At 57.3% G+C, this 15,783-nt stretch carries 12 protein-coding genes; 8 read left to right on the plus strand and 4 right to left on the minus strand.

All coding sequences use genetic code 11. The features are described 5' to 3' along the window. Window positions 1-69: 69 nt before the first annotated feature. The 7 genes from H6A60_RS00735 to hydE all read left to right on the plus strand — a co-directional run bounded on the left by H6A60_RS00735 (window position 70) and on the right by hydE (window position 8,757). The gene (locus H6A60_RS00735; protein WP_205101427.1) at window positions 70-1,899 is read left to right on the plus strand and encodes an AMP-dependent synthetase/ligase; all 1,830 of its coding nucleotides are present in this window, start codon (window positions 70-72) and stop codon (window positions 1,897-1,899) included. Window positions 1,900-2,005: 106 nt separating this feature from the next. Continuing rightward, on the plus strand, window positions 2,006-3,322 hold the full coding sequence (locus tag H6A60_RS00740; RefSeq protein WP_205101428.1) for a coproporphyrinogen III oxidase family protein: 1,317 nt from the start codon (window positions 2,006-2,008) through the stop codon (window positions 3,320-3,322). Between the two features lie 525 nt (window positions 3,323-3,847). Continuing rightward, complete coding sequence (locus H6A60_RS00745; RefSeq protein WP_205101429.1) at window positions 3,848-5,203, plus strand: [Fe-Fe] hydrogenase large subunit C-terminal domain-containing protein; 1,356 nt, start codon at window positions 3,848-3,850, stop codon at window positions 5,201-5,203. A 24-nt stretch (window positions 5,204-5,227) separates the two neighbouring features. Continuing rightward, on the plus strand, window positions 5,228-5,584 hold the full coding sequence (locus H6A60_RS00750; RefSeq protein ID WP_239477493.1) for an iron hydrogenase small subunit: 357 nt from the start codon (window positions 5,228-5,230) through the stop codon (window positions 5,582-5,584). Beyond that, complete coding sequence (locus H6A60_RS00755) at window positions 5,577-6,263, plus strand: cytochrome b/b6 domain-containing protein (RefSeq protein ID WP_205101430.1); 687 nt, start codon at window positions 5,577-5,579, stop codon at window positions 6,261-6,263. Before H6A60_RS00750 ends, H6A60_RS00755 begins: the two co-directional genes overlap by 8 nt. Window positions 6,264-6,351: 88 nt before the next feature. Beyond that, a complete protein-coding gene (gene hydF / locus H6A60_RS00760; RefSeq protein ID WP_239477494.1) occupies window positions 6,352-7,611 on the plus strand; it encodes a [FeFe] hydrogenase H-cluster maturation GTPase HydF in 1,260 nt (419 codons plus the stop codon). Window positions 7,612-7,614: 3 nt separating this feature from the next. Continuing rightward, window positions 7,615-8,757 (plus strand): [FeFe] hydrogenase H-cluster radical SAM maturase HydE, encoded by a 1,143-nt coding sequence (gene hydE / locus H6A60_RS00765; RefSeq protein WP_239477495.1) that lies wholly within the window; start codon window positions 7,615-7,617, stop codon window positions 8,755-8,757. 83 nt (window positions 8,758-8,840) lie between these two features. Here the strand turns inward: hydE and H6A60_RS00770 are convergent, their stop codons facing one another. Next, entirely contained in the window at window positions 8,841-10,448 is a 1,608-nt protein-coding gene (locus H6A60_RS00770) for a peptide chain release factor 3 (protein ID WP_205101431.1), read from the minus strand. Between the two features lie 219 nt (window positions 10,449-10,667). Here H6A60_RS00770 and H6A60_RS00775 point away from each other — a divergent pair, with 219 nt between their 5' ends. Beyond that, entirely contained in the window at window positions 10,668-11,996 is a 1,329-nt protein-coding gene (locus H6A60_RS00775; protein WP_205101432.1) for a solute carrier family 23 protein, read from the plus strand. Window positions 11,997-12,083: 87 nt separating this feature from the next. On the opposite strand, the gene H6A60_RS00780 is transcribed toward H6A60_RS00775, so the two are convergent. From H6A60_RS00780 to H6A60_RS13710, 3 genes are all read right to left on the minus strand, one after another. Further along, a complete protein-coding gene (locus H6A60_RS00780; RefSeq protein WP_205101433.1) occupies window positions 12,084-14,381 on the minus strand; it encodes a Tex family protein in 2,298 nt (765 codons plus the stop codon). A 105-nt stretch (window positions 14,382-14,486) separates the two neighbouring features. After that, on the minus strand, window positions 14,487-14,966 hold the full coding sequence (locus H6A60_RS00785; protein ID WP_205101434.1) for an AtaL-like protein: 480 nt from the start codon (window positions 14,964-14,966) through the stop codon (window positions 14,487-14,489). Between the two features lie 8 nt (window positions 14,967-14,974). After that, window positions 14,975-15,688: an amino acid ABC transporter permease gene (locus H6A60_RS13710; protein WP_338054816.1), complete on the minus strand. Its 714-nt coding sequence runs from the start codon at window positions 15,686-15,688 to the stop codon at window positions 14,975-14,977. Window positions 15,689-15,783: the final 95 nt, after the last annotated feature.

The following is a 15,783-nucleotide window of genomic DNA, read 5'->3' on the forward strand; positions in this document are numbered from 1 at the left end:
GCCGCTTCCGGGGCCACTGACATCGGCCCCGAAAGCGAACGAATCCAATTCAATCTTTAGAACTCAATCATGGGTCGATCAAGCGAACTCGACGGACTGACCACGCTGCCAGAACTTCTAAACCGCAGCATTGAAACTTACGCGGACAGGGAAGCGCTGCGTCAATACGATCGGAAAGCCAATCTCTGGAAGAGCGTCTCCTATCGCGAGCTCGGCGACGAAGTCGCCCGCTGGCGCCATGCATGGCAGGCCTCGGGTTTTGCCCGCGGCGACCGCGTTGCTATTTTGATGCCCAATGGCGTCGACACCGTCTGTGCCGATCAGGGTGCGCTCGCCAACGGCCTTGTGCCCGTACCACTGCATGCGATCGATACCCCGGGCGCCTGTGCGTTCATCCTGATCGATAGTCAGGCCACAGCACTCGTTACGAACAAGGTTGCTCGCTGGCGCCAAATTCTCAACACCGGCGTCGACCTTCCGGACTTGCGGCTCGTGATCGTTACCGACCCCGACCCGCATGAAGAAATCCAGTCGCACGAACCCGTCGAAATCGTTACGCTGGAAGACTGGCTCGCACGGGAGGCGCAGACCGAAGAGCTTCCTGCTGGCCCGCTCGAAGACGACCTTGCCGGAATCGTCTATACGTCAGGGACGACCGGTCGCCCCAAGGGCGTGATGCTCACGCATAAGAACATTGTGAGCAACGTCAAGGCGACTCTCGAATGCGTCTCGCCTCGAGACGGCGACATCTTCCTGTCGTTTTTGCCTCTGTCGCATACCTTTGAACGTTCGGCCGGCTACTACCTGCCGCTTGCTACAGGCTGCACGATCGTCTACAACCGCTCGATCCTGCTTCTCGCCGAAGACCTCAAGACCGTTCGACCGACCGTTATCATTTCGGTGCCTCGCGTCTACGAGCGCATCTACGCGCGCGTGCAGAACACGCTCGCCAAGGCAAGCGCCGCGGTACGTTACCTCTTTGACTGGGCTGTCGAAGTCGGTTGGCGCGATTTCTGCAAAAAGAACCGCATGCCTGTTGAACGTTCTGGACGTGCCTGGCTTGATGGTTTCGTGCGGGGCTTTCTGATGCGCAAAGTCGCCTCAACGCTGCTTTCGCAGTTCGGCGGACGGCTGCGCATCGCGATTTCCGGCGGCGCAGCACTCAATCCGAAAATTGCTCGGACGTTCTGTGGTCTCGGCCTACCCATCATTCAGGGCTACGGCATGACGGAAACGAGTCCGATCATCGCTGGTAACTCGGTCGAATTCAATCAGCCCGATACGGTCGGCAAACCGTTCAACAATCTCGACGTTCGCTTGGGCGAAGGCGGTGAAATTCAAGTTCGCGGCCCCTCCGTCATGAAGGGCTATTGGCGCCGCCCCGATGATACGGCCACTGCCTTCACGAAGGACGGCTGGCTCAGAACCGGTGACGTCGGTGAATTCACACCCGAAGGCCTTCTCAAGATCAAGGGGCGCATCAAGGAAATCATCGTGACCTCCACGGGAGAGAAGGTCCCGCCCGCGGATCTCGAATCAGCAATCGAGACGGATCCCCTTTTCTCGCAGACGCTCATTTTGGGTGAAGGCAGACCCTACATCAGCCTCATTGCTGTCGTGGATCCCGCTGAGTGGCAACGCTTAACGGATTCGCTCGGACTCGAACCCACTGGCGAAGCGAGTTTGGCATCGCCCGCAGCAAAGAGCGCCGCACTCAAGCGTGCAAAGGCTGCGGCGGCAAACTTCCCGAACTATGCGCTGCCGCGCGCGATCGTCCTCACGAAGGATCCTTGGACTATCGAAAACGGGCTCCTCACTCCTACGCTGAAACTCAAGCGCGGTCCGCTCAATCAGCGCTTCAAGAAGGAAATCGAGCAGCTCTACGCAACGCACGGCTAAGAAGCTTTGAAGAAGCACACTCCGAGCGGCCGGATACACTGCGCCGCTCGGTTCCCTTTTGTACAATCGACTTTTTTCGGTCGCCGTTTACGGCGGTATGACAGACATGAACGAAACTTCACGCTACGTCCCGGCGCCGCGCAAGCTTCTGCCCGAATGGATGATCGGCGTTACGGATCGAGTGATGGACTACTACACGCAGCGCTACCTGCACTGCGATCCGGTCATTCTCAAGAATCCGCCGCCTCCTCAGGACGGTCACAAGTACCTGCTTTACGCACACATTCCTTTCTGCAGAACGCTCTGTACGTACTGCACATTCCACCGCTTCATCTTCAAGGAGTGGAAGGCTCGCGAGTATTTCGTCAATCTGCGCAAGGAAATGGATTATGTGAAGGCGCTCGGCTACGACTTCCATTCCATGTATGTGGGCGGCGGTACGACGACCATCATTGAGGAAGAACTGATCAAAACGATCGAGTACGCCAAGAAGCTTTTCCCGTCGATCCGCGAAGTATCCTGCGAAACCGACCCGCAGATCATCACAACTCCCGCCTTCCGCAACCTCAAAGGTTTGGTCGACCGCATGTCGATCGGTGTGCAAAGCTTCAACGACGACATCCTGAAGCTCTCGGACCGCTACGAGAAGTTCGGCTCGGGTGAACAGATCTACGAACGCTTGCAGTACGCCAAGGAGCTCTTTCCGACCTGCAACGTCGACATGATGTTCGGCTTCCGAGGCCAGACTCTCGACTCCATCCACGACGACATGGAGAAGATCGTTCGCCTTAATCCGCGTCAGGTGACCACCTACCCGCTCATGATCACGTCGCAGACGAGAAAGAGCGTCAAGGGCGCTATTGCCGCCAAAGGCAATCAGCTTGCGGACCAGTACCGCACGATCGTCGACACGCTCGGCAACCACTATCAGCACCTGACGTCTTGGACCTTCGGCCGTACGCACGACGAAGGGTTCGACGAATATGTAGTCGACTACGACGAATACCTCGGCATCGGTTCGGGCGCATTCAGCTTCTTGGGCGACAGTCTCTACGTGAACACCTTTAGTCTGCGCCGCTACGGCGAGCGCATCGCACAAGGCAACACGGGCGTCGAACGCCGCCGCCAGTTCGACAAGCACGCAATCGTACAGTACCGTCTGATGCTCGGCCTCTTCTCGCACCGCCTCTCGAGAAAGTATTTCCGCGACGTGCACGGCGTCGACATCGACAGCTATCTCTTCAAGGAAATGCTCGGGCTGCGCCTTGCAGGCGCGATCGAAAATGACCCGAGCGATCCCGACAAAATTGTCGTGACCGAAGCGGGCAAGTTCCTCGGTCTCGTCATGATGAAGGCCTTCTACTCGGCCATGGACAATGTGCGCGCCGAGCTACGCGCACCGCTCAAGGAAGAGGACATGTAAGCATTTGCGCTTGCGCTTGAGCTTGTTCGATAAAACGGAACTTCCCTTAACGGAAAGTTCCGTTTTTTCGTACGCACCCCCACGTAAGCAGATATGCAAAACCCGATCAAATTAGTCAGGTTTTCTTTTGATTCATATGGTTAGCCATTTGCAAAGGCGAAACAGACGTATTTGATTTGGATTAAATGACAAATAGAAACATTTGTTTCGGCAGTACGAGTAATACTCTAAAACTACCTCTTTTGTATTAGTTCACACTAGTCCGCTTCTGTCGCCTCTCGTAGAATTGGCTTGTTTCGCAGAGGGCCTTTGTCGCGGTTCGATTTCCCGACAGACCTGCCCTTGCTCAGCCAAGAGCGGCATCGCTTTTTACGCAGCCGACGACCCCGCGCGCAGCGAACAAGAATTTGTTTGTGCGTCGCTGTCGGCACGACGATGCCGAACGCGAAGAACGAGAAGCAGCGCGAACGTTTGGGGCCTCAATTCCCGTTCGAAGCCGCTTCTTCAATTCCGGAGAAAATTTCAATGTCCCATACGATCCAGGTCACTACCTTCCTGCCGGGCGATAACGCCCACGGGGAAAGTGGTCCCGCCTATGAAGGCAACCTCCGTAAGGGGGAGCTGCGCGGCATCATCCACATCAATAAGGACAAGTGTGTCGGTTGCGACACCTGCCGCAAGTTCTGCCCGACCGACGCCATTAAGGGCGGTCTCGGCGCCAAGCATGAAATCGTGGACGACGCGTGCGTCTACTGCGGCCAGTGCCTCATTGCCTGCCCGTTCAGCGCTATCGAACAGATGAGCTTCGTTGACGAAGTCGAACGCATGCTCAATGACCCCGACCGCATCGTCGTCGCACACCCGTCGCCCGCCGTTCGCGTCTCGATCTGCGAAGAATTCGGCGGTGAACCCGGCGAACTCTCGACCGAACAGCTCGTCAACGCTCTTGAAAAGATGGGCTTTGTCGTTTACGACTGCAACAGCACGGCTGACCAGACGATCATTGAAGAAGGCACGGAATTCGTCAAGAAGATCCAGTACTGGATCCTCGGCGAACGCGGTCCGGAAGTCGACGAAATGGCCAAGCACCCGTTCCCGCACTTCACGTCGTGCTGCCCGGCTTGGATCAAGAACGCCGAAACGTATCACGCCGACATGCTGCCGCATCTTTCGACGGCTAAGTCGCCGCTGCAGATGGGCGGCACGCTCGCCAAGACGTGGGCTGCCAAGTACATCCTTAAGTGTGATCCCCGAAAGATCTACTTCGTTTCCGTAACGCCCTGCACGGCCAAGATCTTCGAAGCCGCTCGCCCGGAAATGAACACGGCCTGGCGCTACCTCGTTGCCAACAAGGACATTCCGAAGGACACGCCGTCCTTCCAGGACATTGACGCCTCGCTCACGGCCCGCGACCTTGCCGAACTGATGCGCCGCAAGGGCATCAACCCGCTGCTTGAACCGAAGACCCGCGAACGTAAGCCCCTCGAGGTTTACTCGGGTGCAGGCACGATCTTCGGCTGCTCGGGCGGTGTTATGGAAGCCGCTCTGCGCACGGCCTACTTCGCCCTCTCTGGCGAAGAGCTCAAGAACGCCGACATCGAAATCGTCCGCGGCTACGACAATGCTATCGTTGAAGCCACGATTCCCGTGCCCATCAAGGCGCTCGGCGGCAAGAAGTTTGAAGTCCGCGTCTGCGTGGTCAACGGCGCCAACCAGGGCCTCAAGGAAGTCCTCAACCGCGTCCGCGTCGACAAGAACCGCTACCACTTCATCGAAGTGATGAACTGCCCGGGCGGTTGCGTCAACGGTGGCGGCCAGCCGGTCCAGTCCGCAGGCACCGCTTGGCTGCATCCGACGATGCCCCTGCCGCTCCGTATCTAATTCAGACGCAAGGAAAGAATAAAAATGCTGCTTTCTGAAAATTATTCGTACGCCGAACGCCCGGCCGCCCTCATTCTCGGGCGCCGCGGCTTTCTGAAGGTTTGCGGCCTCTGCGTCGGTGCGGCCGTCGTCTGCGGCTGGGCCATCGGTGACATGGTTGCCCGCCGCGGCCAGATCATCAAAGCCCGTCAGGCTGGTCTCTACAAGGACGACAAGCTCTGCCAGGCCATGGGTCTGACGTCCTCGCACCAGAACGAAGTCGTGATGTCCGTGTACAAGGACCTCGGCACGAAGCCGGTCGACCACACGATGCACGAGCTGCTTCACACCCACTACTATCCGCGCACCATGCTCGCGACTTTGGAGGCCGAACATGTCTAATACGAACGCCGCCCCCAATGACCGCATCCTCCGCTTCCATGCGCCGGACAAGGTCTTTCATTCTTTGAACGCCATCACGTGGTTCGCCCTTCTTTTCACGGGCGTGTACGTGTATTTCTGCAACCCCTCCGATGAAGCGGCTGAAATGACGATGCTTGCCCACCTGATCCTGGGCGCCATCTTCACGTTCAACCTGCTCGCCTTTATCGTGCTGGCTCCGGACCGTTTTGCTCTCATTCTGCGTGCTTGCCTGGAATGGGACCGCAATACGATCTACTGGTTCCGCAACTTCGGTGGTTATCCGCGTCGCTTCTTCAAGATCCCGTTCGGCCCGGTCGAAGTTCCGCCGCAGGGTCGCTACAACGGCGGTCAGAAAGCCTCGTACCTCCTCTTCATCGGCATGGTCGCCGCGCTGGCTGTTACCGGCTGGATGCTGTGGATCGGCGCGCCCGTGACGGGCAAGCTCGTCTACAAGTGGATGTTCTACTTCCATGTCTGGGGTTCGATCATCTGCTCGGTGCTGGTTGTCTGCGCGCACATCCCGCTCGCTCTGCTCTCGATGGAACACTTCAAGGGCATCTGGCGTCTTGGTCCGGGTACCATCTCCTGGGAAGCCGCCGAACACCATGCGCCGACGTGGCTTGAACGCGACGTTATCCGCACCAACATCGAAAAGTAACGGCTCCCATAGCTGTTTGGCTTTCGTGATATAAGAAGCGGGGCGATCGATAATCGATCGCCCCGTTTTCATTGGAGAGAGGCAAAAGATGCCTATGGTTTTGGGAACCCCGAAGGGACTGCGCCTTCATATCGGACTCTTCGGCAGGCGCAATGCCGGCAAGAGCTCACTTGCCAACGCCCTGACGAATCAGCACATCTCGATCGTTTCCGACGTCCCAGGTACGACAACCGATCCGGTAGAAAAAGCTTGCGAGCTTGCCCCCATCGGCCCTGTAGTCTTCATCGACACGGCTGGCATTGACGATGTCGGCTCGCTCGGCGCGGCTCGCATCGAACGCTCACTCGCCGTTCTCGAATGGGTTGACATTGCACTCATCGTCGCCTCGACACAAGCGATCAGCGAAGACGATGAGCGTATCGTGCGCAAAGCGCAATCACTTGGCACGCCTGCCATCCTCGTACTCAACAAATCGGGGCTAGCAGCTCCGAACGAAGCTCTTCTCGCACGTGCAAAGTCTTTCGGTCTGCCCGTCGTCGTGACCGATGCAGCCGAATGCAGTGGCATCGACGCACTACGAGAAGCGATTATTCAGGTTGCCGACGCTGAAACCGAACCGGACCTCCCGATTGCAGGACAACTTGCCAAAGCAGGCGATACTGCTGTCCTCGTAACGCCGATTGATACGGGGGCGCCCAAGGGACGCCTGATCCTGCCGCAGGTGCAAGCTATCCGCGAACTGCTCGACGTGCATGCCAAGGTACTTGTTGTTCAAGAGGACCGCGTAGCCGAAGCGCTCGACGAGCTCAAGCGACCGCCTGCTTTCGTAATGACGGACTCGCAGGTCGTCGTTTCGGTTGCGAAGCAAACGCCCGAAAACGTGCCGCTTACGACTTTCTCCGTGCAGCTTGCCTATGCAAAGAACGACATCGCCTTGCTCGCCGAAGGCGCCGCAGCGCTCTCGAGCCTCAAAGACGGCGATCGTGTCCTCATCTGCGAAACCTGCAGCCATCACCCTCAAAAAGACGACATCGGCCGCGTCAAAATTCCGCGCTGGCTTCGCGAGAAGACCGGAAAGAATCTTCAAATCGAAGTGGCTGTCGGCAAGGACTTCCCCGACGACCTTACCCCCTACGCCGTCCTCATTCAGTGCGGCGGATGTGTCGTTACACGTCGTCATCTTCTGATGCGCCTTCGCCGCGCTCGTGCCCAAGGCGTGCCGATGACCAACTACGGCCTTACGATCTGTTTCCTACAGGGCGTGCTCGAGCGCGTTCTCTCCTGCCATCCCGAAGCGCTCGCCGCGTACCGCGCAGCGCTCGCCCGTTCAGACGGGCGCAACGAATAAAGCTTGGATCACCTGCTATTTCTTGCCATGACCAAACCGCTTGTCCAACTTCTCGAACAGCAGACATTCACAGATGAGGAAGCCGCCCGTCTCCTTTCGCTCACGGCCCCAGACGAATGTCGACAGCTCCAGGAGCGCGCCTATGCGCTCACGACCGAACTGCTGGGCGAGAATGTGTACCTGCGCGGACTGATCGAGATCAGCAACATCTGCACGGCCAATTGCCGCTACTGCGGCATCCGCAAGAACAATCACGCTGTCGAGCGCTACACGCTTTCGGAAGAAACCATTCTTGCATGTGCGGAACTCGCCGCGCGCAGCGGCTACGGCTCGATCGCTATTCAGGCAGGCGAGAGACGAGATCCGAAGTGGATCGAGTGGATCGCCGACCTTCTCAAAAAGATTCACGCACGTACCGTGAACGATGCGCTTCCGTCCGGGCTCGGCATCACGCTGAGCTTAGGCGAACAGACTTACGACGTCTATCGCTATTGGGCCGAAGCGAGCGGCAACCCAAACGGACTGCGCTACCTCCTTCGCATTGAGTCGAGCAATCCGACGCTTTTCCGATCACTGCATTGCACACCCGGCAAGAACGAAAAAGTGCTTGAACATCGCTACCGCGCGCTTGAAGATCTGCGTCGCGCAGGCTATCAAGTGGGTACTGGCGTCATGATCGGTCTGCCAGGCCAGACAATCGAAGATCTCGTTGCAGACATTCGAACGTTCGAGCGCATTGACGCGGACATGATCGGCATGGGGCCCTACATCACGAGTAACGGTGCCGACATGGTGTCTGAAGGTATGCTTCCCAAAGCGCAGCTCATGCAGCTCTCGCTCAACATGATTGCGGTAACGCGCCTCATGATGCGAAACGTCAACATTGCCGCGGCAACGGCTCTGGAAACCCTTGAGCCCAACGGCCGCATCAAAGGCATTCTGCATGGTTGCAATGTCATCATGCCGAACATTACACCGCAGCAAACACGATCGTCTTATCAGCTCTACGACAACAAAGCCGGCTGCGAAGTCGGTGCCGAATCCAACGTTCTCGTCGAAAACAACATCGTGGAAATCGCGCACCGTCGTCTCGGACTGAACCAGCTCGGTTCGTCGCTGCGCTGGCACACAAGAACGGGAACCTAACACTCAACGCAGCAACGTATCAACGACTATCTGACAAAAAGGGGCGCCTGCAGGCGCCCCTCTTCTTTTGAAGAAACCTACGCTCAGTTGAACGTCTGATTCATTTCGCGTGTCGTGTGGAACGTCACCTGAGGCCAGTGCTTCATGGTGGTCTCCAGGTTGTAAATCGACGTCGCGAGATAGACGACGTTGCCGTTGACGTCGGTCGCAAGACGCGCAGCCTGCTCGGCTTCGAAGTCCTTTCGAGTACGTTCATCCGGGAAAGATAGCCAGCGAGCCGTCGATACGTCGGTCGACTCGTAGATGGCATCAACCTTGTACTCGGTCGAAAGGCGCTGCGCAACGATTTCGAACTGCAGCTGCCCAACGGCACCGAGAAGGATGTTACCGAACTCACCCGTGAAGACCTGAATGGCGCCTTCTTCGCCGAGCTCCTGCAACCCCTTTTGCAGCTGCTTGGCCTTAAACGGGTCCTTGCTTCGCGCCGCACGGAACAGTTCCGGAGCAAAGTTCGGAATACCAGTAAAGGCAAGCTTTTCGCCCGAAGTCAACGTGTCGCCGATATGAAGCTGCCCATGGTTGTAAATACCGATGATGTCGCCCGCGACGGCGTCGGTCATGATGACACGGTCCTGCGCCATGAAAGTAAGCGCATTCGGAATCTTCATTTCACGACCTTCACGGATGTGCTGCACCTTCATGCCCGTCTGGTAGCGTCCCGAGCAAACACGGAAGAATGCAATGCGGTCGCGATGACGCGGATCCATATTGGCCTGGATCTTGAAGACGAACCCGGTGAAGTCCTCTTCAGTCGGCTCGACAAAGCGAGCACCGGCATCGCGCGGCTGCGGCGACGGCGCCCACGCAACGAGTGCGTCGAGCACGTCCTGAACACCGAAATTGTTGACACCCGAACCAAAAAAGACGGGGCTCTGCTCGCCAGCCAGGAAACGCTCGAGGCTGAAGGGCTCCGTAGCCCCCTCGACAAGCTCGATCGACTCGCGTACATAGGGCATCTCGAGCGGGAAAAGCTCATCAAGACGCGGATTGTCGAGCCCTTCGATCGTTTCGTGCGCTTCGCCCGAAAGCCGCTCCTCGCCCGCCGTAAAGCGAACGAGGCGGTTTTTCTGCAGCGAAAAAACGCCGCGGAAGGTCTTACCCATACCGATCGGCCAAGTGATCGGGCAGCACTGCAACTTGAGAACGCTTTCGATTTCGGAGAGCAGTTCGAGCGGATCGCGCACTTCTCGGTCGAGCTTGTTGATGAAAGTGATGATCGGCGTATTGCGCAGACGACAAACCTCGAGCAGTTTAATCGTCTGAGCTTCGACACCCTTGGCGGCATCGATCACCATCACAGCAGCGTCGACCGCGGTAAGTACACGGTACGTGTCCTCGGAAAAGTCCTCGTGACCCGGCGTATCAAGAAGATTGATAACGTGATCCGCATAGTGGAACTGCATGACGGAACTCGTCACCGAAATGCCGCGCTGCTTTTCCACCTCCATCCAGTCGGAAGTCGCGTGCCGTGAGGCCTTTCTACCCTTGACTGCGCCCGCCATCTGAATGGCGCCGCCGAAAAGCAGCAGCTTTTCCGTCAGCGTGGTTTTGCCCGCGTCCGGATGCGAGATGATGGCAAAGGTTCGGCGCTTCTGAACGTCGCGAACCAATGCGGGATTGGAACTACTCATAAAGCCTTTTGCGAATTGAAGCGGACGACGGACAGCGCCGCGCACCGCTCCGTTCATCCATTGCTGAAGGCCGCCATTTTAACGAACAGTGCCCTTGCACGCTTTTGCCCCAGCGAAGCGATCAAAGCCGAAAGTTGAAGTTACAAAACGTTACGACCGATGCCTAAAATAGGAACCGTTTGTGCGCATTAGTCGCAGTTATTTTTGGGAGTTGAAAAAATGGGTTATTTCCCGCAGTGGAAGCTTAAGACCGAAGGCATCATCGCACCGGACGAACGACTGCCTCTCGGGCAAACGCTGGCGCTCGGCGTTCAGCACGTCGTGGCGATGTTCGGCTCCACCATCCTGGCTCCGATTCTCATGGGCTTTGACCCAAACACGGCCATTCTGATGAGCGGCATCGGTACGCTCATTTTCTTCATTCTCGTGGGCGGCCGCGTTCCGAGCTACCTCGGCAGTTCATTCGCCTTCATCGGTGTTGTGATTGCCGCTACGGGTTACGCAGCAGGCTCCGGTCCGAACACGAACATCTCTGTGGCGCTCGGCGGCATCATCGTTTGTGGCTTGATATATGCCGTTGTCGGTTTGATCGTCATGGCAACGGGCGTCAAATGGATCGAGCGCCTCATGCCGCCCGTTGTCACCGGGGCGGTTGTCGCCGTCATCGGTCTTAACCTCGCACCGACTGCGGTCAAAAGCGTCGGTTCGACCGACTTTGATGCGTGGATCGCGCTGCTCACCGTCCTCTGCGTCGGGGGCGTTGCAGTCTACACCCGTGGCTTTGTTCAGAAACTTCTGATTCTCGTCGGCCTATCGCTCTCGTACGTCATCTACGCCGTCCTCACGAACGGTCTCGGCATGGGCACGCCGATCAACTTCCAAAAAATCTCCGACGCTGCATGGTTCGGATTGCCGACGATTACCACACCGACCTTTTCCACGAGCGCGATTTCGCTCATCGTCCCCGTCGTCATCATTCTCATCGGCGAAAATCTCGGCCATATCAAGGCCGTCACCGCCATGACCGGCCGCAACCTCGACCCGTACATGGGCCGCGCGTTTTTGGGCGATGGCCTTGCTACGATGTTCTCCGCCTCCTTCGGCGGCACCGGCGTAACGACCTATGGTGAAAACATCGGTGTAATGGCTGCCACGCGTGTTTACTCGACGCTTCTCTTTCCGGTTGCGGCCTGCTTTGCCATCGTTCTTGGCTTCTCGCCGAAGTTTGGCGCCGTCATTCAGACGATTCCTCAGCCTATCCTTGGCGGCACTTCGATCGTCGTTTTCGGTCTGATTGCCGTTGCCGGCGCCCGCGTCTGGGTTGTAAATCACGTTGACTTCGGAGACAACCGCAACCTCATCGTCGCGGCCGTGACGCTTATCCTCGGTGGCGGAGACTTTACGCTGCACCTTGGAAACTTCACGCTTGGCGGCATCGGCACGGCAACCTTCGGCGCAATCATCCTCAATGCGCTCATGCAGTTCGGCGAAGAGCGCATCCAGAAGAAACCTCACGAAATTGATCTGACGAATAAGCTCGAAGACTAATCCAAAACGCTTTGTTTCAAAAAAATGCCGGCCGCAGAACATGCCGCCGGCATTTTTATTCGCCTAACACGAATAAAGCAATCCACGTCAGCGGCGCAACGCAGCGAAGGCAGCCCCAAGCGCAGTTTGTTGAGCAGCCTTGTCTTTCCCGCTCGACTTGTGCCCAGCCGAGCGATTCGAAGAGGGCCCTGCAGCACCATCGCTTCTCATCGAAAGTGCAATGCGACGCCGCTTGAGATCGACGTCGATCACCGTCACCTTAACGACATCGCCGACCTTCACGACATCGCGCGGATCTTTCACAAATCGATCCGCCATGGCGGACACATGCACAAGACCGTTATCGTGCACGCCGATGTCGACGAAGGCGCCAAAAGCCGCGACATTCGTCACGACCCCCTCAAGCTTCATGCCTACACGAAGATCTTCGATGCTCTGAACGGCATCATTGAAGTCGGCCGACTTGAATTCGGCGCGCGGATCCCGCCCGGGCTTTTCAAGCTCCTTCAAAATGTCGGCAACCGTCGGGACTCCAAAGCGCTCGTCGGCGTAGTCGGCCGGACGAAGACTGCGCAAGAAGGCCGCGTCGCCCATGAGTTCGAGTACGCTCTTGCGACCTGTCTTCTGTAGGAGCCGCTCGACAAGACGATAGGATTCCGGATGTACGCCCGTCGCATCAAGCGGATTGCGTCCGCCCGGAATGCGCAAAAAACCCGCAGCCTGTTCAAAGCGCGCACTTCCCAAGAACGGGACCTTGAGAAGCTCCGTGCGGTCGACAAAAGGTCCGTTGGCTTCGCGATACGACACGATTTCTTTGGCTACGCGTTTTGTCAAACCTGCCACGTACCCCAAAAGCTCAGCGCTTGCGGTGTTGACGTCAACGCCCACAAAATTCACACAGTCCTCGACGACGGCGTTGAGGCGCCTCTCGAGTTTGCCTGCATCCACATCATGCTGGTATTGACCAACACCGATTGCCTTGGGTTCAATCTTGACGAGCTCAGCGAGCGGATCCTGCAGACGACGAGCAATCGAAACGGCGCCGCGATAACTCACATCGAGCCCCGGCAACTCCTGCGAGGCAAGCTCGGAAGCCGAATACACGGAGGCCCCCGCCTCACTCACGATCACGCGTCGCGCACCAAGTGACGGATCAGCTTTGAGAACCTCGCCCACGATCTGCGAGGTTTCGCGGCTTGCCGTACCGTTGCCGATCGCAACGAACGCTGCCTTGCTCGCGCGAATGTAGCGAGAAAGTTTCTCCTTTGAGAGCTCGAGTTGCTGCTTCGAGGTATGCATCATCAGCACGTCATGCGCGAGGACGCGCCCCGTTTTGTCAATCACAGCGAGCTTCACACCTGTGCGGAACCCCGGATCGAGCCCTACGACCGCATAGTTGCCAGCAGGCGCCGCGAGCAGCAGATCTTTGAGATTGTCGCCGAAAACAGAAATGGCGGTTTCCTGTGCACGCTGCTGCAGTGCCTCGAAAAGATCACCCTCGATCGCGGTACGGCACTTGACTCGCCAAGCCCAGCGGCAGACACCTCGCAGCCATTCCTCGCCGGGATAGTCCCCTTCACCGATACCGAAATGCTCAGCAATCAAACGCTCGCACGGGTGCTTCGGCAGTGACTCATCGGCCTCGGAGAGCTCAATTGAAAGGTTGAGATACCCTTCCCGTTGGCCGCGAAAGACCGCGAGCGCGCGATGCGACGGCACCCGCTCGTAGGGCTCTCGATAATCAAAGTAGTCGCGAAATTTTTCGGCTTCGTCGTTCGACACTTCGGTGTTCGCACGAGAAACAAGGTCGCCACTTGCTGCGAGAAACCGACGAAGTGCTTCTCGCAGCGTCACATCCAGACTGAACCGCTCGGCAAGAATGTCTCGTGCACCGCCGAGAACTGCCGACGCATCCGCAAAGCCTTTATCGGCATTGACGAATTTAGCTGCCGCCTCAAGCGGCACAAGCGAGCGATCTGCAAACAACTGGTCTGCCAGCGATTCGAGCCCGGCTTCTCGAGCAATCATTGCGCGGGTACGGCGCTTGGACTTGAAGGGAGCGTAAATGTCTTCGAGCGCCTGCTTGGTATCGGCGCGGGAAATGTCTTCACGTAACTCATCGGTGAGTTTTCCCTGCAGCTCGAGCTGCGAAAGGATGGTTTCGCGGCGACTCTCAAGTTCGCGCAGATATATCAGGCGCTCTTCGAGGAGTCGGAGCTGATCGTCAGAAAGTCCGCCCGTCGCTTCCTTTCGATAACGCGCAATAAAAGGGACGGTAGCCCCACCGTCGAGCAGCTCGACTGCAGCAACAACCTGTCGAGGCGCTGCCGCAATATCCGTTGAAAGCCGCTCGAGCAGATGAGCCGAAAGTGTGGATTGGGTCATATCGAGACCGTCTCAATCAAAAAGCGGACGCCCGCCGCTCCTTGGAGCTGCTGCGCCCGCAAAAAAAAAAGCAAAACGGAAATTCTACCTTCGCACGCAACGACTTCAGTCGCGCGCGAGGAACTGCAGAATACCCTCAACGACCTGCATATCCTTGGCTTCATAAGCTTGTTTACGAAGACCTGCGAGCATCGGCGGCAGTATAGGTGCACCCGAAACTACTTCCTCGTTGTATGTAAAACGAACGAAAAGACTACCGGGTTCGGGTTCGGCGAGTTCGATCGAAAAATCCGAAGCGGGCCGCTCAGCATCACCCTTGAAAAACGTTCGGTACGCATGCTTTTTATCGTCGAGAACAACACGCTCCTCAAAGGCAAGTCCGCCCGACTGAAAGCGTACGACACGCGTAAATGAGCGCTCGCCATTTTCTCCCGACTCTTCCGCACCGAGTTCGCTCGAAGCGATTTCACCGTAGAAAGCCTCCGGTCGCTTGGCAAACGCAACGACGCCACGCCAGAAATCTTCGCGGGACGGTCCAGGAAGACCAGGTTCTCCGACCCGAATGATGTGTTCGTGAAACTTCATTTTCAACTTTAATGAGATGAATGCCTTTGTCCGCCTAGAACGCGTCTCTCAAGCCACTGACTGTAGCGGGAAACCGCAAAGCTAGACACAAAGTAGACAGCGGCAATGAATATATAGCCTTCAATGAAGAAGGCGCGCCATTGTGCGTCGCCCAACGCAAGACGCAGACTCCCCGTAAGGTCGTACATGGATACGATTGTCACGAGCGACGTATCGAGAAAGCACGAAATCAGACTGTTGACGAATGCCGGAATGATGGCAGCGAGTGCCTGCGGAAGAATGACATGAACGTAACACTGAACGGTTGTGAGGCCGAGCGACTTCGCCGCATGAATCTGCCCTTGCGGAACCGTCTGTAGACCACCGCGAACCGTCTCAGCCATGTAGGCGGCCTGAAAGAGGACGATTGCCCATGTCACGCGCCAGAAAGCATCAATCTGCATCCAGCTCGGCAAAAGGAGCGGAAAAACGAAGGTCGCCACAAAAAGCACTGTGATGAGCGGGACTCCGCGCACGAGTTCGATGTAGGCGGTGGAAACGAATGAAATCGCGGGCAGGCGGCTGCGCCGCCCAATTGCAAGGAGAATACCGATCGGCGACGAAACCCCCATCCCAATCAGCGTCACGATAATGGTGAGCGGCAGTCCACCCCACATATCGGTGTCAACGGACGAAAGTCCTGCAACGCCGCCGTACATGAGCACGAAGAAAGCGCCAAGCACGATAACCCAGCCAAGCAATAGGCAACGAGCTCTCGGCTTTCGCCATAACGCGGGAACCGCCGTTGCGATGAGCATCAGAACGACGAGCAAAGTCG

Source organism: Sutterella massiliensis, from assembly GCF_016899755.1.
Taxonomy (GTDB): Bacteria; Pseudomonadota; Gammaproteobacteria; order Burkholderiales; family Burkholderiaceae_F; genus Sutterella; species Sutterella massiliensis.